General features: G+C 69.7%; 21 protein-coding genes and 2 pseudogenes. 12 read left to right on the forward strand and 11 right to left on the reverse strand.

Annotated features, from left to right (window positions below; all coding sequences use genetic code 11):
• Positions 1–7 precede the first annotated feature (7 nt).
• The 3 genes from ACIQMV_RS33810 to ACIQMV_RS33820 form a co-directional block, all read right to left on the reverse strand.
• A complete protein-coding gene (locus ACIQMV_RS33810; protein ID WP_402597017.1) occupies positions 8–376 on the reverse strand; it encodes a transcriptional regulator in 369 nt (122 codons plus the stop codon).
• Positions 373–996, reverse strand: coding sequence for a hypothetical protein (locus tag ACIQMV_RS33815; protein WP_402597018.1), 624 nt, complete (start codon positions 994–996; stop codon positions 373–375). Before ACIQMV_RS33815 ends, ACIQMV_RS33810 begins: the two co-directional genes overlap by 4 nt.
• 980 nt (positions 997–1,976) lie before the next feature.
• Positions 1,977–2,213 (reverse strand): hypothetical protein, encoded by a 237-nt coding sequence (locus ACIQMV_RS33820; protein ID WP_402597019.1) that lies wholly within the window; start codon positions 2,211–2,213, stop codon positions 1,977–1,979.
• Between the two features lie 310 nt (positions 2,214–2,523).
• Between ACIQMV_RS33820 and ACIQMV_RS33825 the strand changes: the two are divergent.
• A pseudogene (locus ACIQMV_RS33825) lies at positions 2,524–2,675 on the forward strand (DUF6207 family protein); the annotation flags it as partial.
• Between the two features lie 30 nt (positions 2,676–2,705).
• On the forward strand, positions 2,706–3,626 hold the full coding sequence (locus tag ACIQMV_RS33830; protein WP_402597020.1) for a Ku protein: 921 nt from the start codon (positions 2,706–2,708) through the stop codon (positions 3,624–3,626).
• 278 nt (positions 3,627–3,904) lie between these two features.
• On the opposite strand, the gene ACIQMV_RS33835 is transcribed toward ACIQMV_RS33830, so the two are convergent.
• Entirely contained in the window at positions 3,905–4,351 is a 447-nt protein-coding gene (locus tag ACIQMV_RS33835) for an anthrone oxygenase family protein (protein ID WP_402597021.1), read from the reverse strand.
• Positions 4,352–4,443: 92 nt separating this feature from the next.
• Here ACIQMV_RS33835 and ACIQMV_RS33840 point away from each other — a divergent pair, with 92 nt between their 5' ends.
• Together ACIQMV_RS33840 and ACIQMV_RS33845 are read left to right on the forward strand one after the other, a co-directional pair.
• Entirely contained in the window at positions 4,444–5,022 is a 579-nt protein-coding gene (locus tag ACIQMV_RS33840; protein ID WP_402597022.1) for a TetR/AcrR family transcriptional regulator, read from the forward strand.
• Between the two features lie 272 nt (positions 5,023–5,294).
• Positions 5,295–5,480, forward strand: a complete 186-nt coding sequence (locus ACIQMV_RS33845) for a hypothetical protein (protein ID WP_402597023.1) — start codon at positions 5,295–5,297, stop codon at positions 5,478–5,480.
• Between the two features lie 18 nt (positions 5,481–5,498).
• Here ACIQMV_RS33845 and ACIQMV_RS33850 read toward each other — a convergent pair whose 3' ends face one another.
• Positions 5,499–6,701: an IS110 family transposase gene (locus ACIQMV_RS33850; RefSeq protein ID WP_402597024.1), complete on the reverse strand. Its 1,203-nt coding sequence runs from the start codon at positions 6,699–6,701 to the stop codon at positions 5,499–5,501.
• Between the two features lie 304 nt (positions 6,702–7,005).
• Positions 7,006–7,359: a hypothetical protein gene (locus ACIQMV_RS33855; protein ID WP_402597025.1), complete on the reverse strand. Its 354-nt coding sequence runs from the start codon at positions 7,357–7,359 to the stop codon at positions 7,006–7,008.
• A gap of 50 nt (positions 7,360–7,409) precedes the next feature.
• On the opposite strand from ACIQMV_RS33855, the gene ACIQMV_RS33860 reads away from it, so the two are divergent.
• Entirely contained in the window at positions 7,410–7,715 is a 306-nt protein-coding gene (locus ACIQMV_RS33860) for a DUF4158 domain-containing protein (RefSeq protein ID WP_402597026.1), read from the forward strand.
• On the opposite strand, the gene ACIQMV_RS33865 is transcribed toward ACIQMV_RS33860, so the two are convergent.
• Together ACIQMV_RS33865 and ACIQMV_RS33870 are read right to left on the reverse strand one after the other, a co-directional pair.
• A complete protein-coding gene (locus ACIQMV_RS33865; RefSeq protein ID WP_402597027.1) occupies positions 7,712–7,948 on the reverse strand; it encodes a hypothetical protein in 237 nt (78 codons plus the stop codon). The genes ACIQMV_RS33860 and ACIQMV_RS33865 overlap by 4 nt on opposite strands.
• Before the next feature lie 159 nt (positions 7,949–8,107).
• Positions 8,108–8,869, reverse strand: a complete 762-nt coding sequence (locus ACIQMV_RS33870) for a DeoR/GlpR family DNA-binding transcription regulator (protein ID WP_402597028.1) — start codon at positions 8,867–8,869, stop codon at positions 8,108–8,110.
• 89 nt (positions 8,870–8,958) lie between these two features.
• Here ACIQMV_RS33870 and ACIQMV_RS33875 point away from each other — a divergent pair, with 89 nt between their 5' ends.
• The 3 genes from ACIQMV_RS33875 to ACIQMV_RS33885 all read left to right on the forward strand — a co-directional run bounded on the left by ACIQMV_RS33875 (position 8,959) and on the right by ACIQMV_RS33885 (position 11,919).
• Positions 8,959–10,167 (forward strand): MFS transporter, encoded by a 1,209-nt coding sequence (locus ACIQMV_RS33875; RefSeq protein WP_402597029.1) that lies wholly within the window; start codon positions 8,959–8,961, stop codon positions 10,165–10,167.
• Positions 10,168–10,274: 107 nt separating this feature from the next.
• Positions 10,275–11,267, forward strand: coding sequence for an LLM class flavin-dependent oxidoreductase (locus ACIQMV_RS33880; protein WP_402597030.1), 993 nt, complete (start codon positions 10,275–10,277; stop codon positions 11,265–11,267).
• A gap of 34 nt (positions 11,268–11,301) precedes the next feature.
• The gene (locus ACIQMV_RS33885; protein WP_402597031.1) at positions 11,302–11,919 is read left to right on the forward strand and encodes an HAD family hydrolase; all 618 of its coding nucleotides are present in this window, start codon (positions 11,302–11,304) and stop codon (positions 11,917–11,919) included.
• A gap of 60 nt (positions 11,920–11,979) precedes the next feature.
• Here ACIQMV_RS33885 and ACIQMV_RS33890 read toward each other — a convergent pair.
• Positions 11,980–12,911, reverse strand: a pseudogene (locus ACIQMV_RS33890) (IS5 family transposase).
• 97 nt (positions 12,912–13,008) lie between these two features.
• On the opposite strand from ACIQMV_RS33890, the gene ACIQMV_RS33895 reads away from it, so the two are divergent.
• Entirely contained in the window at positions 13,009–13,578 is a 570-nt protein-coding gene (locus tag ACIQMV_RS33895) for a hypothetical protein (protein ID WP_402597032.1), read from the forward strand.
• Positions 13,579–13,736: 158 nt separating this feature from the next.
• Positions 13,737–13,871 (forward strand): hypothetical protein, encoded by a 135-nt coding sequence (locus ACIQMV_RS33900; protein WP_391300981.1) that lies wholly within the window; start codon positions 13,737–13,739, stop codon positions 13,869–13,871.
• Positions 13,872–13,925: 54 nt separating this feature from the next.
• Here ACIQMV_RS33900 and ACIQMV_RS33905 read toward each other — a convergent pair whose 3' ends face one another.
• Complete coding sequence (locus ACIQMV_RS33905) at positions 13,926–14,294, reverse strand: hypothetical protein (protein ID WP_402597033.1); 369 nt, start codon at positions 14,292–14,294, stop codon at positions 13,926–13,928.
• Positions 14,295–14,456: 162 nt separating this feature from the next.
• On the reverse strand, positions 14,457–15,536 hold the full coding sequence (locus tag ACIQMV_RS33910) for a peptidoglycan-binding protein (protein ID WP_402597034.1): 1,080 nt from the start codon (positions 15,534–15,536) through the stop codon (positions 14,457–14,459).
• On the opposite strand from ACIQMV_RS33910, the gene ACIQMV_RS33915 reads away from it, so the two are divergent.
• Both ACIQMV_RS33915 and ACIQMV_RS33920 read left to right on the forward strand, forming a co-directional pair.
• On the forward strand, positions 15,535–15,963 hold the full coding sequence (locus ACIQMV_RS33915) for a hypothetical protein (protein WP_402597035.1): 429 nt from the start codon (positions 15,535–15,537) through the stop codon (positions 15,961–15,963). The two genes, ACIQMV_RS33910 and ACIQMV_RS33915, sit on opposite strands and share 2 nt — an antisense overlap.
• On the forward strand, positions 15,944–16,354 hold the full coding sequence (locus ACIQMV_RS33920; RefSeq protein WP_402597036.1) for a hypothetical protein: 411 nt from the start codon (positions 15,944–15,946) through the stop codon (positions 16,352–16,354). The genes ACIQMV_RS33915 and ACIQMV_RS33920 overlap by 20 nt, the downstream gene beginning before the upstream one ends.
• The last annotated feature ends 226 nt before the right edge of the window (positions 16,355–16,580 follow it).

The raw sequence follows: 16,580 nt of genomic DNA on the forward strand, positions 1-16,580 counted from the left end.
GTGCATGTCACCCGTTCCTCCAGGCAGGGGTCCGGATCAGGACTCCGGGGGCTGGCCTGCCTTGTTCGATCTGGTGGATGAGGCGCTTGAGCTGGGTGACCTCGTCCTGCAGGGCGCGGTCGCCGGCGGGAGGGAGGGAGAGCCAGGTACGGGCGCGCTTGCCCTCGTAGCCCTTCTCGACGTCGACCAGTCCGGCCTTCTCCAGGACGGCCAGGTGCTGGCTGAGGTTTCCGGCCGTGAGGCCAAGGACCGTGCGCAGAAAGCTGAACTCGACCCGGCGCGCCTGGTGGGCGACGGTGAGGATGCCGAGGCGGACGCGCTGGTGGACGACGTCATCCAGGCCGCTGACGGGGTGCTGTTCGGGCTGATCGGTCATGACACGTTGCGCCCACGGGGCATCTCGGCCAGGCCGAAACCGAGGGCGCCGAGCAGGAGGAGCACACCGGGGACGGCGAAGTGGGGCAAGAAGGACCAGGGCGAGGTGAAGGAGATCCCCGTCCAGCCGGTGGTGAGCGGCACCAGCTCGATGGCCAGGTACACCGCAGTGAGCAGCACCAGGGCGAGGCTGCGCTCCACCCAGGACAGCACCAGCAGCGGCAGCCCGACGGCCATGGCGTTTCCGGCGAGTCGTTCGAGGAACCTCATCACCCCAGACGTCGGATCGAGGTGCAGGCCCCAGAAGTCGACCTTCTCGCCCGGCTGCGGCATCCCATGACGGAGGCTCCAGAACGCGGTGGCGGTCACCAGGCCGACCAGGACGATCCCGGTGACGATGTACGGCCGGACCGGGGTGCCGACGCCACGGTTGTGGGAGCGGCGGATGTAGAAGAACGCTGTCGCGGCGTAGGCCAGGGCGAGTCCGACAGGCCAGTAGACCGGCGAGCCCTGTGTGATCAGGGTGCAGCCGCCGCCCGCCGCGGCGTCGCCCGCCGGGCAGGGAACGGTCTCGACCTTGAAGGTGAAGCGGCTGACCAGGATTCCGCCCAGCGTGAGCACGCCGAGCAGCAGGAGGGGGAACCAGGTGCCGCGCTCTTGAAGCGCTGCTGAGCCGCGACAACGACGAGGAACGGTCCACCATCACCACCCTGCTGCAAAACGCGGCCGCACCAGGCCAGATCGACCCCGCCCTGGACCCGGACGACACCGCAGCATGGATCATGGCTCTCGCCGCCACCCTCAGGCTGCCCTCGAGCGCGAGCTCGCCGACCACCTCGCCCGAACGCGGGATTCCTTTTGTGCGGCGCCAAGCGGCGCCGCACAGAAGAGCCCTGCCGCACCCACCCAACGTCCGCACCGCTTCTGCCAGCGCATCCTCGGACGGCGTAGCGCGGAGCTCACCCGGACGACTCATCGAACAGGGCTCCGACTGACGCCGAGCTCTAACGTCGAAGTGCCCTGCTCCGTGACAGGACGGCAGGGACTGGGCGGCCCCGTCCACGCCCTGGTCAGGGGCCGCCCATACCTCGGCCGTTGTCGACCAGAGCCCGAATCCGGCGGCGACATCACCGCCCCGGTGATGGTGTCATCCAGGTTGGCGACCAGAGCCACAGGTGTGATGCTGCAGGCGTCGGCGAGGCAGTCGCCGACTTCGGCGGCCAGTGTCGGCACGGCGATCGGCGCGCATCTAGGCGGCGCCAGCCGGAACCGGCCGGCCGGTGTCTCCCTCCCGCCTGGCGTCGCCACTACCGGCGGCGCGGCGGCCCCGACCGACGCGCTACCACGGCGAGCGCGCACCGATCCCCGGCCGCGTCCACGCCGCCCATCCCTTCTCCCTCAACTCCAGCCAGGTCTGGGCGAAAGCGGCCGCAACGGGGATGTCAGAGACCCGACCAGGCCGAAACCGCGTGGTGACCTGCATAGATGCGGAAGCGGTTCTTCGGGCCGCGCAACAGGAGACGCAACAGATAGCGCAACCGTAGGCGCAACCCACGTCGCAACGTGGTGCCCCTGATCGACCAGGGTCACCCGGCGGCCCGTCATGCGGCCCGGACGACTCCCCGAGCACGGGTCAACTGCCGCAGTTGGGTGCGCGCCGCCGACGCCGAGGGGACGGTCTTCCAGTAGGGGTGCCCCCACAGCCGTACGGACAGGCGCAGCAGGCGGCGGCGCAGCGCCGTGGTGTCGCGGGGGCGGGGCGCGGCGAGCGCGTCGTAGGTGGTGTTCCAGGCGTGCTGCACCTGGACCAGGTCGTCGGGGAAGTCGGTCGCGTCCATACCGGCATTAGATCGCTTGTTCGATTTCGCTGTCACTTCGGACACGCCGCCTCCCAGGCCGCCCAGCCATGGTCGGGGCTGCAAGCAGCGGGGGCGGAGGCATGGTCGGCCTCATGGTCGGGGTCGTGGTCGCCCCGACCATGACGGCAACGGGGCGTAGCGCTGACGCCTTCGTGGCAGCCCTGGCCGACGCGCAACCAGGTGAGGCGCCCCGGTCCTCAGCTGCATCCGCACCACCCACCCCGCTCACCCCTTCTCCTTCACGCCAACGAGGGCCAGGGCGTGGGCCAGGCGCGCTGAAGGCACCTGGTGGGCGACCGCGACGGCGGACCGTACGACCCAGGATCCGGGGCAGCCCGGAGTGCGGCTGCGCTGCTACCTGGACGCGCGCCAGACACTCGACTCATAGCACCGAGGGCGCCCACCAGCCCTTGCTCGTGCCGGGTCCGGGCGGCGTCCTAGGCTGATACTGCTCGGGGCTGGAGGTGCGTCATGCCCCCGAAGGTGTGGACCGGTGCCATCTCGTTCGGGCTGGTCAGCGTCCCCATCGCCGTCCTGGGCGCAACCGAGGATCACAGCGTCCGCCTCCGCCGGATCCACACCGCCGACAACGGCCGGGTGCGCAACCGCTACTGGTGCGAGATCGAGGACCGTGAAATCTCCTACGGCGAGATCGGCCAGGGCTACGAGATGGCCGGCGGCCGCATGATCCCGCTCACCGACGAAGAACTGCGGCAGCCGCCGCTGCCCACCGCGCGCGCGATCGAGCTGGTCGGCTTCCTCCCGACCGCCGACATCGACCCGATCCGGATCGGCCCCGCCTACTACCTCCAGCCCCAGGGCAGCGTCGCCGCGAAGCCGTACGTGCTGCTGCGCCAGGCCCTGCAGCGCGCCTCAAAAGTGGCGGTCGCACACTACGCGTGGCACGGCCGCGAACGGCTCGGCCTGCTACGGGTCCGCGGCGACGTGATCGCATTGCACGGTCTGCTCTGGCCGGACGAAATCCGCGACCCCGCCGCCGTAGTCCCGCCTTCGGTCCAGTTGGACGAAGACGAGGTCAACGAAGCCATGGCACTGATCGAGGCCATGACCCGGGACGACCTCGCTGGCCCCGAGTTCACCGACCGCTACACCGAGGCACTGCACGCGGTGATCGAAGCCAAGCAGGAAAACCGCCAGTTGCCGCAGGTCCCGGAGCCGACGGCCCGGCCAGGGCAGCTGGTGGACCTGATGGCCGCGCTGCAGCAGTCCGTCGACAAGGCCCGGGCAGCCCGCGGCGAGACGGGCGACGCGGTCCCCCAGGAGACGCCAGCCGCACAGACGAAGATGGCCGCAGCGCGGAAGACGGCAAGGAAGGCGCCCGCACGGGCAGCGTCCTCGAGGAACGGCAGTCGAGGTGCCCCAGCGCGCTGATCTGCCGTGGCCGGGCCCATGGTCGGGGTGGTCAGGGACCGTCGCCGGTCCAGTCGAAGCGCCGCGGGTCGCCGGGGCGCGGGTCGTACATCGCCCGCCCGTCTGCATGGCGCAGACCGTCTCGATGTAGCTGGTGAAGCCGCGCCACGGGTCGTGCGTCACCGGCTCGGCGTCGGCCCGCGGGGTCAGAAATCCGAAGCCCTGTCGGGCTCACCCCGACGGGGCGAAGGCTGTCGACATACAGGGGCGAACCAGTGCATGTCGGGGCGGCTTCGGTATCAGGCGAGGGCGGCGACCAGCAGGGCGAAGGCGGCGATGATGACGGCGACGCGGACGTAGTGGTACCGGTCCCAGCGCTTCATCTGCTGCTTCCAGTCGTCGGGCCGGTTGTCAGGGGTCCACGTCTTGCCCCGGTTGTTGATCGGGACGAGCAGCAGGAGCGACATGATCACGCTGACGATCAGCAGCGCGGCGGCGGTGACGACGAGGCCGGTGCCATGGTGGTGCCATCCCGCGACAGCCCAGACCGCGACGAGGACGAGTGAGCCGATGTACCAGAACGGCATCACGGCGCCGAGCATCCGGCCCCCGTGGGAGTGGGCCAGCTGGTTACTGTCCTCCGGGAGGGCGTTGAAGATCGGGTTCATGACGAAGGCGACGGAGAACTCCACCCCCACCATCAGGCCGACGACCACGGTGGTGATGACCTCGAGTGCGCTGAGCATGTTGCCCCTCCCGGGATCTAGCGCTGCTAGCTGATGTGGACAACGCTAGTGCTACTGCCGCTTGATTGTCTAGCGGTGCTAGGATTCGAGTTATGTCGGTACAGGAACGCAAGGCACGCGACCGGGCGGTCCGCGAGCGCCTCATCGTGGCGACGGCCCGTGAACTCGCCGAGCAGCAGGGCTGGGACGCAGTCACCACGCGCCGGCTCGCCGAGCGCATCGAATACAGCCAGCCCGTCCTCTACAGCCACTTCCGAGGCAAGCGCGAGATCATCGGCGCCGTCGCCCTGGAGGGCGCCGCCGAGATGGCCGTGGCGGTGCGGGCCGCGGCGTCCGCCGCGAACAGCCCGCGCGAGCGGGTCGCCGCCCTCGCCCGTGCCTACCTCGACTTCGCCGAGCGCAACCCGGCGGTCTACGACGCCTTGTTCCAGCTCGACGGCGGCCTGGCGTACGCACAGGAGGACACCCCAGAACCTCTGAAGGACGCCTTCGCCGCCCTGCTGGAAAGCCTCAGCGAGGCCGCCGGGGACGGCGTCCACCCGGGGCTGTTCACCGAGGTGTTCTGGGCGTCCCTGCACGGACTCGCGACCCTGACCCGAGCGGGACGGCTGCCGCCGGAAGACACCGAGCAGAGGGTGGAACTGCTGGTGGACCGGCTCGCTGTGCTCTGACACACCATCCTGGCGGGCACGCGGCCGGAGTCCTCGAACCCCGCCGCTGCCTGCCTACGGCAACGCTTCGGGTCACTCGCGTCCGCACGGCGCAGCCGCAGATCGCCGGGCCCCGCACCCCAGACGGGCACCCGCCCCGGAAGCTGCGAGGCCTCGCACCTGTCGCTGCACACGCTCCAGTCACCAGAGGGCGTCCTGGCGGTCGCCGGAGTGATGGCCGGCCGCGAGTGCGTCTGCGATGGCGGCGGGCTCCCACGAGTGACGAGGCACTGGTGCTGTCGCACTGGCTGGAGAAGCTCCAGATGACGGACCTCAGCCGCGTTGTCGACGATCCGGCGGTGTGGGCACCGATCCATCGAATCGCCGGAACACTGGACAAAGCGCTTCCTGAACTGTTCGCGCCTGACTATGACCAGCAGCTTGACGCCGCTCGTCAGCGGCTTCGGCCGGCGGACTGATTTGGCGGTCTGAACTCCTCACCTGGCCGCGGCGGGTTGGGGTTCGTAGAAGGTTCCGTCGCGGAGCATCGCGAAGAGGACGTCGGCCCGGCGCCTGGCGAGGCAGAGCAGAGCCTGGGTGTGGTGCTTGCCCTGGGCGATCTTCTTGTCGTAGTAGACCCGGGAGGCCGGGTCGCCCAGGGCGGCGAAGGCGGAGAGGAAGAAGGCCCGTTTGAGCTGCTTGTTTCCTCTCCTGGAGGGCTGTTCGCCGCGGATCGAGGAGCCCGAGCTCCGGGTTGCCGGGGCGAGACCGGCGTAGGCGGCAAGGTGGCCGGCGGTCGGGAAGGTGCTTCCGTCGCCGACCTCGATCAGGATGCGGGCTCCGGTCCTGACGCCGACGCCCGGCATCGAGGTCAGGACCTTCGAAAGAGGGTGGGCCTCCAGGAGTTCCTCGATCCGACCGGCCAGCAGTTTCCGCTGGTCGAGCACGGCAGTGAGCGAGGCCGCGAGGCTTGGGACGATCAGCGCGGCCGCCTCAGTGCCGGGAACGACGACGGTCTGCTCGTCCAGGGCGGCGAAGATCTGCTCGACCAGCCGCTCGACCATCCTCGGCGCCTTCGGCCGCAGAAGGGTGATCAGCCGCCGACGGCCGGCCTTGCGTATCTGTGCCGGGGATCCGAACCGTTCCAGCAACGTGAGGACGGCCGGATGCTGCAACCGCGGCCCCAGCACCCGTTCCAGCGACGGATGGATCTGGGTCAGCAGCCCGTGCAGCCTGTTGGCGAGCCGGGTGGCCTCGCCGGCCAAGTCGTCGTCGAAGCCGACGATCATCTCCAGCTCGGCGATTGTCTCGTCCTCGCCGTCGATCGCCCGCAGCGTGTGCGGCATTGCGCGGGCGGCGTCGGCGATGATGAACGCGTCCTTCGCGTCGGTTTTGGCCTCGCCGGGGTAGAGGTCGGCGATCCGCCGCATCGTCAGCCCCGGCAGGTAGGCGACTGGGCAGCCCATGTTCCTCGCGACCGCCAGCGGAAGGGCGCCGATCGAGGTCGGCTGGTCGACCACGACCAGCACCGTTCCGTGCTTGGCCTGGAGTTTCGCGAACAGCTCGCGGAGCTTGGGCTCGGTGTTGGGCAGGCGCTTGTCGAACACTTTCTTCCCGGCCGGGGTGACGGCGGTGGCGTGGTGTTCGCCCTTGTCGACGTCCAGGCCGAGGAAGACGTCGATGTTGCCGGTGTCGATCACGTGCAGGCCCCTCCATCACGCTTTCGTCCGGCCTTGCCAGGGCACCGAGCTGCCACATCCACGTTACGGACGGTTCGGGTGAAGCCGGTGCTCAAGCCCCTCATCAGCGGTCCGTCGATGCCTCCGGGACCGGTGACACCACCCCCCCGGATCATGAACAACAAGGGGGGAAGTCATGCCGGACCCGAAGGCCGGAGGCCCCATTGCGGAGCCACGAAAAAGGTAACGGGGGGCGGCGGCCAGGATGGCGTCCCGGACGGCGACGGCCCGCCCGGCTGCGCCCCGCACGTCCGCGGGTGACCGGTCAGCCCGCGGCGGGCCTGGAAGTCCAGGATCTGGCTGCGTCGCACTTGTGCCGGACGATGGCGCCCGCCTGCAGGGCGTACCGGGCCCGCAGGATCGCGGCGACCCTCTCGGGTGGCACGGCGACAAGGCCGAAGTGCTCGTGGGCGACGTCGAGCACGTTCCGGACATCGACCCGCTCGCGGTCCATGTGCTGCAGCGGGAGCGTGGGCATGCGGCGGGACAGTTCCCGCCGGGCCGCAGTGATGGCGCTATCGGCGGCGGCCTGCATCTGGGCGTCGAAATGGGCGGACAGCTGCGCCGCGGTGGCGGCGGCACGGCGGGCCCGCCGGCGCTCAATGAGGCTGCGGATCATGCGCGCCCTTCATCGGCTTCGGCGCGGAGCTGCACTGCGCGGGCGCGTACGTGGCCCAGCAGGTGAAAGTACCTGCGGAAGCGTGGGCGGACTATGACTGGCAGAGCAAGGTGATCCAGCGGCACCGGGGCGAGATCCGGGCGGCGTACGAGTTCCGGGCGAACACCGAGGAGGACCAGGACCGGCTGGCCGCGTGGCTGGCCACCGAGCTGTGTCCGATGGAGCTGTCGCGCGACCGGCTCGCGGCGACGGTCGTGGCCCGATGCCGCTGGTCGACCACACGGCCGGGAAGGGGCCGTTGCGCGTTCCACCGCAGCTGGAATGTCCGCCAGGCACTCGCGGGTGTCGGAACTTAGCGGCCCAGGCGGCAGGTGTTCCAGCCCCGGCCGTCGCGTATCAGCGCGCCCGACCGCTCCAGGTTAGCCAGGTGATAGGCGACCGACGCCGTGCTACCCATCCCAATCGCTTGGGCGAGCTGCCGCACCGACGGACCCTCACCCCGCTCCTCGATCCACCGCCGGATGCAGCGCAGGATCTCCCCCGCCCGCTCAGTGAGGTGCTCCGGGCGCCGGTTCACCACTGCCCCCACAGGAAGCGGGCCTGATCGCGCAGCTCGGCCCGTGCGGCCGGCATGCGGCCCGGCCCCGGCACGCGGGCTCCGGCGTGGTCGGCTCCCCAGGGTGCGCGGGCGGCTGCCCGCGAGGCTGGCCGTTGGGTGCGGGTGTGGTGCGCCCGCGCGGCGAAGTGGTCAGGCGGTTTTGACGATGGTGCCGGCGCCTTCGAGTGCGGCTACCTCGTCGGCGGGTGCGGTGGTGTCGGTGACGAGGGTGTGCATGAGGGTGGAGGGGCCGACGTAGGCGTAGGCGGTGCGGCCGAGTTTGCCGCCGTCCGTGGCGACGATGGTGCGGCGGGCGGAGGCGATACTCGCCTTTTTCACCGCGGCATCGTCGAGGTCGTAGGCGGTCAGGCCCTCGGCCGCGCTCAGTCCGCAGCAGCCGATGACGGCGGTGTCGAAGCGCAGGGCTGCCAGGGAGGCGAGGGTGAGGGGGCCGGTGAGGGCGCCCTCGGCGGCGCGGGGCTGTCCGCCGGGCACGACCAGTGTGGCCGGGCCCGGTGTCTCACCGAGCAGGTGGATGGCCTGGAGGGACAGGGGCATGACGGTGACGGGCCGCTCGCGCAGGAGGCGGGCGACCTCCAGGCAGGTGGTGCCGCTGTCCAGCAGGATGCTCTCGCCGTCGGCGATGAGTGCGGAGATCTCGGCGGCGATCCGGCGTTTGGCGTCGACCGCCTCGTGGGCGCGCAGGACGAAGGGGGGCTCCTCGCCCCTGAGCAGCAGGGTGCGTGCCCCGCCTCGGACGCGTTCGAGGACGCCCTGGGCGGCCAGGGTGTCGAGGTCGCGCCGGATGGTCATCTCCGAGGCGCCGGTCAGCTCCGCGAGCTCCTGGACCGTGGCGCTGCCGGAGTCCCTGACGGCCTTCGCGATCAGCCCGTGCCGGTCTGCGTTGCTCATACCGGGATTGAACACCACCAGAAAACAAACATGCAAGGCGTTCATTATCCGGGTTTTCAAACACAGAGCCTGTTCGTTATGGTGGCGGCATGGAACGTTCGCTTCGAGCCGCCCGCGTGGCGACCTATGTCTACTTCGTCCTGTGCGGCACCCTGATGGGCGCCTGGGTGGTGCACATCCCCGCCGTCGAGGAGCGGGTGGGCATCAGCCACGCCACGCTGGGCGGCCTGCTGGTGCTGCTCGGGCTCGGGGCCTTCGTCGGGATGCAGGTGGCGGGCCCTCTGACCGACCGCCTCGGCGCGCGCGTCGTGGTGCCCGCCAGCGGGGTGCTGTGCGGCGCGGCCCTGGTGCTGCCCGGTCTCGCCCGGGATCCGTGGACGCTGGCGGGCGCCCTGCTGGTCTTCGGCTTCTGCAACGGCTGCCTGGACGTGAGCATGAACGCCCACGCCGTGTACGTGGAGAAGGCGTACGGCCGGCCCGTCATGTCGGGCTTTCACGCCACGTTCTCCGTCGGCGGAGTCCTCGCCGCGCTCGTCGCAGCGGGGGCCACGAGCGCCGGTCTGAACCCGGTCGCGACCATGGCCGCGGTCGGAGCGGTGGGCATCGTGATCGCCCTGGCCTCGGCACGCGCCCTGATGCCGGCCGCCCCCGCCGCCGAGAGCACCGGTTCCGTGGAGGAGACGCAAGCGTCACCGGCCGCCGCGCGCCGCGGCACCGCAGGGCGGGTCTGGCTCCTGGCCGTCCTGGCGCTGATGGTCATGCTGTGCGAGGGCGCCGCCAACGACTGGAGTGCCCTGCACTTGAAGGACGTCCTCGGTGCGCCCGCCAGCACGGCCGCCTTCGCGTATGGCACCTTCGCGGCGGCCATGACCATCGGCCGTCTGCTGGCCGACCGTTTTGTCGCCCGGTTCGGTTCCATGGCGATCCTGCGCTACGGCGCGGCCACGGCTGCTGTCGGCATCACGCTCGTGGCCTTCGGCCCGTGGATGTGGGCCGCGTTCGCGGGCTGGGCGCTGTTCGGGCTGGGCCTGTCGGGCTGTGTCCCGCAGTTGTTCAGCGCGGCCGGGCACGCCGACCCCGCGGCCGCCGGTGCCAACGTCTCCCGCGTTGCCGGGCTCGGCTACGTCGGCATGCTCGCCGGCCCCGCCGTCATCGGCTGGCTGACCCACCTCGTCGCCCTCAACCACGCCTTCGTCCTGCTGACCCTGCTGTGCGTGACCACCGCTGTGGGCGCCCGGGTCCTGCGTACGGGATCCGACCGCACGCCACGGAGCGAGATGGCAGGCGTCGGCCACTGACCGCTTGTGCGGCACGGTCCTGACCCCCGTGCCGCACAAGCTTCCCCACCTCCCCGGCCACCAGGGGCCGGGGAGGAAAACCCGCAGCTGACCGAAGGAGCCCCCCGATGCCCGAGCCCCACGCTCTGCCTGCCCGCGGCCGTGTCGGTGTCATGCTGCCCCGTGATCTTCCCGTCGGCGAGGTGCTGCCGTACGCGCGGCGAGCCGAAGAACTGGGGTTCGAGCAGATCTGGGTGGTGGAGGACCTCGGCTGGCGCGGCGGCATCGCCCAGGCCGCCTCCGTCCTGGCCAGCACCACGAACATCACCGTCGGAATCGGCATTCTGCCCGCCGGTGCCCGCAACGTGTGCTTCGCCGCGATGGAACTGGCCACCCTCGCCCAGCTCTATCCCGGCCGCCTCATCGCCGGCATCGGACACGGTATGCCCGACTGGATGCGCCAGGCCGGATCCTGGCCCGCCAGCCCCCTGACGCTGATCAAGGAATACACGACCGCGCTGCGCCTGCTCCTCGCCGGTGAGCCCGGCCCCGCGAACGGTCGCTACGTGCGCTGCGAAGGCGTCGTCCTCACCGAGACGCCCGACATCGTCCCGCCGTTCGTCCTGGGCGTCCGTGGCCCCAGATCACAGGAAGCCGCGGGCGAAGTCGCCGACGGGCTCCTCCTGGCCGAGCCCGCGACCTCCGCCTACGTCACCGCCTCCCTGCACCATCTGGGACCTGCCGCCACCTCGAAGGCTCCGGAGATCGTCACCTACGACGCTGCCGCCGTCGACGACAACGAGGAAGCCGCCCTCGCCCGCGTCCGCGTCGGCCTGGAGGCGATCGGCGAGCCGGACTGGGCCGCGCACATCGACCCCCTGCCCTTCGCCGCCGAGCTGCGCGCCCTCCGCGCCGCCTGCCCCGACGCCCGGCACTTCGCCCAGACCATGCCCGCCGCCTGGGTCCGCGAACTGAGCATCGCCGGTACCCCCGCCCAGGCCCGCGCGGCGATCAACGCCCGCCACGCGGCCGGCGCGACCAGCGTCGTCCTCGCCCCCGCCGGACCTGACGCCCTGGCATCCCTCGACTCACTCGCCCGCGCCCTCGACCCCTGCCCCTGACATCCACACCGCCGGACTTGGAGGAGCCCTCGCCATGTCCACCGACCGACCCATCGTGCTGTTCGACCTCTTCGGTGTCATCGCATGCCACCAACGCCCAGGTTCCATGGACGAGATGGCCGCCCTGAGCGGCGCGCCGACGGACGTCTTCACCGCCGCGTACTGGGCCTGCCGTCCGCCCTACGACGCCGGGCAGTGGACCGCACCCCAGTACTGGACGGCCGTCCTGCGATGGCTGTCGCTTACAGCCGGCCCCGACACGATCGAGAAGCTGCGACTCACCGACATCGACAGCTGGTCACGTGTCGATGACCGCATGGTCGCCTACGTGCAGTCTTTGCGAGAGCGGGCCGAGGTCGCCCTGCTGTCCAACATCCCCGCCGACCACGCGGACGCCTTCCTCACCGCCCAGCCCTGGCTGCACCACCTGGACCACGTCGCCTTCTCCGGAAAGATCCACGCGGCCAAGCCGGACCCGGCGGCGTTCCGCCACTGCATCGTCGCCATGCACGCCGCCCCCGCCGACTTCCTCTTCGTCGACGACCGCGAGGAGAACGTGCGCGCAGCGCAAGCCACCGGCATGAACGGACACGTCTTCACCCGACGCGACGAGCTGGCAGCAGCCCTCGACTCCTGGCTGCCGACCCAATGAGTAACGCCGTCCTGTGACGGTCAGGGCCGAGACTTGCGCCACTAGGTTCTGTCCGGTCGATCATGTGCGGAGCCAGATGACGAGTGCTGCTGCGGTGACGGTGCCGAGGTAGATGTATCCGCGTTTGTCGTAGCGGGTCGCGACGGCTCGGGCGTGCTTGAGCTTGTTGATGGCCCGTTCGACGGTGTTGCGCTTCCTGTAGCGGTCCGCGTCGAAGCCGGGAGGCCGTCCCCCGCGTGAGCCCTTGCGAAGGCGGACGGCCCGGCTGTCTGCCTTCTCCGGGATCGTGTGCCGGATGCCGCGTCTGCGCAGGTAGTTGCGGCAGGGGCCATTGCTGTAAGCCTTGTCGCAGGCCACGCCGTCCGGCTTCTTCCGAGGTCTGCCCGGACCGGTCCGCGGGACACGAATCTTCTCCAGCACAAGCTCGAACTGCGAGCAGTCGGCTCGCTGTCCCGCGGTGAGGACGAGGGACAGCGGGCGGCAGCGGCCATCCACGCTCAGGTGGACCTTGCTGGTGAACCCACCCCGCGAGCGGCCCAGGCCCTCGCCTCCAGCACCACCTCCGCCAGGCGGGCGACGAGGCTCTGCCACGGCGTCTCGTCCTGGTGTTCTGCCGGCCCAGCCCCCTTTGAGGCAAGGGCCGGCGGCGGATCGTTGCGAGCGCCGGCCGCGTGCTGATGCGCCCGGACGATCGTGGAGTCCACAGAGACGTCCCAGTCGATCTCACCGGCCGCGTCCGCCTCAGCCTGGATCTGCTGGAGCAGGCGCTCCCACGTTCCGTCCGCGGACCACAGCCGGTGGCGCTCGTAGACCGTCTTCCACGGGCCGAACCGCTCGGGCAGGTCGCGCCAGTGCACGCCGGTCCGCACTCGATGAAGGATCCCGTCGATCACCTGCCGGTGGTCTCGCCACCGGCCACAACGCCTGTTGCTGACCGGCAGGAACGGCCGCAGCCGTTCCCACTCGGCATCTGTCAGGCCACCCCGCCCCATGCCCGAACCAACGAGCCACATCACCCGTTCGATCCGGTCTTCACCCCAAAGAAGCATCACCTCATCAGTCCTCCGGTCGTTTCAGATACTGCTGCGTATGCCGCGGCATCTGACGGACAGAGAGGACACCATGAGGGTCAAGCGTTTTACTCGCGCCATCGCCGCGACCGTCGCCCTGGCCGCCTTCGGTCTTGTTGCCCCCGCCGCCGCGTCGGCCGATGACGGGGACACCGCCGAGGTCGGCAGTCACTGCACCCCCTGGGAGGGGGTCTACGGCCACGGCGGTACCACGTACACCGATCTCCGCACCTGCGTCGATGTCCTCGACCACCAGGGCGACTACCACTTCACCATCGAAACCAACAGGACCACCTACCGGTATGGAGGAATCTGGTACTCCGCCAGCGACGTCTACCCGGCCGGCGCGACTGCAACGGTCCGCATCGAGCCGACCCCAGGGCAGGAGGGTCCTTCAGAGGGACGCTTCAAAGCCTGGACGCTGGTGTCCCGCAGCTACCACACCAGCCTGGGCGCTATGAACGAAGCGATCACGTGCGGGACCTACCACCTCGACGTGAACTACGAGCAGACCGGCCCCTACTACGGGCACGACCGCGTGCTCACCGCCGAGCGTTCCTTCGACAACTTCGTCATCCCCTGCTCCTGAAACCGGGCAGCCGCCGACGCATCTGACCTCCGCGCCCGGAAGGGACCTGCGTGCCGGGCGAAGGCACCCCCGGCTACCCCGGCTCGCCACGAGTGTCCGAGCGCAGGGCCGGCCGACTCGTCGGCCGGGCCCCGGCGACGTGCTGATGGGCACGGGCGATGGTGGACACCGTCGAACGGGCCATCAACAAGCTCAAGCACGCCCGAGCCGTCGCGACCCGCTACGACAAGCGCGGATACATCTACCTCGGCACCGTCACCGCAGCAGCACTCGTCATCTGGCTCCGCACATGATCGACCGGACAGAACCTAGCCGAGCGGCTCAACGCCCCGGCCGAATCCCGGCGATCAACCCAGGATCCGGACGTGACTGACTACGGCAGTCTCGCAGCCGCCGTCGCCCGGCACGCCGACCAGGTGCTGGACGTCCCGGTGTACGCCGAGCGCCACCACCGGGCGGCAGCTCTCATGCAATTCCTGATCCAGGTCCCTGCGCTGGAGTCCCGCAACGAACGCTTCGCGTCCGTCGTCGCTGCGGCGTACCTCACCGCGTCCGGGCCGACGGTGACCGCCGAGCCGAAGGACGCCGTCGCCCTGGCCGCCCGGGTCCGCGACGGGCTCAGCGTCCGGGACCTGGCGCACGAGATCCGCCGCGGGTGGATCGCCGATGATCGCAGGTCCGTAGCAGCCGCGATCACCGCGGCGGCCGCCGATCACGTACCGTCAGCCCCCGACGACATCACGCTTCAAGGGTCAATAATCGGGTGGGTTGTCTGTCTGTCGCCTCCACGTGGTGGGGCAACTGAGGTTCGTACAAGGCCGTGGCCCCCGGCGTACTGCCGGGGGCCACGGTGTGTGGGGTTTGAAGGATCGTGCTGCTCACCCGACCCGGAGGGTCAGGTTCTTGGGCCAGTGAGCCTGGTTGAGGCGCTGGAAGAGGTCCTTGATGTCGTTCGGCTTGAGCTTGATGCAGCCGTTGGACTGGTAGTCGAAGTCGCCGTCCCAGCGCCAGTAGTCGTCCTGCTTGGGAGTGTTGATGGCCTGGGTGCCGTCGGCGAGCATCTCGCTGTGGATGAACAGGGCGGTGCGCTTGACCGGCTTCCGGCCGGAGGCCGGCGAGCAGTACTTGTCCTCGAGCTGGATGGCGTAGCCCTGGATCTGCACGCGGGGGTTGTAGTTCCACCCGCCGCGGTTGGTCTCATGTCCCTTGACCTTGTAGGTGCCGCTGGGCAGCCAGCCCTCATTGGGGAGACAGGTGTCCTTGCTGCCCATGCCGGAGTTGGCGCGGTAGGTCTTGAGCACCTTGCCGTCGCGGACGAGGGAGAGGGGCGAGTACATCGGATGCTTGTGGTTCTTGGTGAACTTCAGGGAGTAGCCGCGGGGGGCCGACGGCCTGGGGGCGGGCTGGGCGGCCGGGGAGCTGGTGAGCAGGGCGTTCCAGGTCATCGGCCCCACGATGGCGTCGGCGGGGAGGGACCGGCTCTTCTGGAAGGCCCTGACGGCGAAGGCGGTGCGCTTGCCGAAGACGCCGTCGGCGGCCACGGCGTGCCCTCGGGCGGTGAGGAGGCGCTGTGCGGCCTTGACGGTGGGGCCGCTGGAGTTCTGGCGGACGGTGCGGGTCAACTTGCTCCAGGTCTTCGCGCCGACGACCCCGTCCGCGGTAAGGCGGTTGTTCCTCTGGAAGGCCTTCACCTTGTCCGCGGTCTTGTGTCCGAAGACGCCGTCGGCGGCCACAGTGTGGCCGCGGGCGGTGAGGAGGTACTGGAGGGCGGTGACGGCGGGACCCTTGCTACCGATGCGGAGGACCGGCACGTTGGCGGTGACGCTGGTGCCGGCCTTGGCCTGGGTGGGGCGGGCGGCGGCGGTGTCAGGGGCCTCGGCGGCGCCGAGGGCAGTGACGGCCGCGACGGCCAGTGTGGTGACGGCGGCGGTCCCCAGGGCACGAGGTGGGCGCTTCATGAAATTCAAGGTTGAAGTCGATGCAACCCGCTTCCGTTTTACGGGGAAAATGGGCTACACGGCGGTGGACCTTTGCGTGTACGCGAACAGGCTCATGGTCACCACCCTCCTGCTCGACAGCACAACCCGTGCCCGGATTGCTCAGCAAAAGCACGTGTTCCTCGTCGATCTGGATGTGCTCGACCGGTGGTGCCACGAGGGGCTGTCGCTGATCACCGAGTACAAGTCGGTGCCGTCGCCGGGGGCGAAGGCCGTCGGCCGCATTACCGGGTTCGGGTTCAAGTCCTTGCCGGACGACTCGTCGCGGCACCTTGCACTGGAGGCGCGGCAGATTGTCGCCGCGGAACTGGACGAGGACTTGTTCGGTCAGTACCTGTGCCCTGCTGGTCCGGGACGGATTCACCGTGATGTCGCACCAATCCGGTAGTTCACTTGGGGCCATCATTGTTCAACTGCCGGAGTCCGCGTCCGCCGGAGAGCTTTTCGGCACGGTCAGCTACAGCAAGTCCTATGACATCGGGCGCACCGGCATGGCGGACCCGGAGCGCGTTGATGAGGCCACGCGCGATCACATCACGAATATGCCAGATTTGTCAGACAGTCTGTCCGGAGCAGGCGGATTCCTCAGCCTATGGATGCACGTGACCGACAGCGCGATCCCTCCGCACAAACGTGATGAGGTGGGAATGCCGGACGGCGTCATGCTGCTGGACGCTGAGGGGCTCGCCGCCTGGGGTGAGATGCGTCTGCAGGTAACCGTCGACGTCATCGGTGACGGCAAGGGGAAGATCGATCTGCAGCTGGTGCCCGTGGCGTGATCGCCTCCGGGTGGCGAGAGTGAGGCTCTTCCATCATCACTCTGAGCTGGCCAGCTGGAGCCAGAGGGCGGCTTAGCTTGATGTTTAACCTCAGCGGTTCACCTGAGCCGCTGATCTTGGTTCGTTCCTAAGACAGCAGGACGGCCGTTCTTCACGCTTCGAAGTGTCGAGCAACGTCGCGTGAAGGAACGGCCGCTGGTGAAGAGTCTCGCCCCTCAAGAGTCCG

The organism is Streptomyces sp. NPDC091412 (assembly GCF_044756885.1).
Classification (GTDB): Bacteria; Actinomycetota; Actinomycetes; order Streptomycetales; family Streptomycetaceae; genus Streptomyces.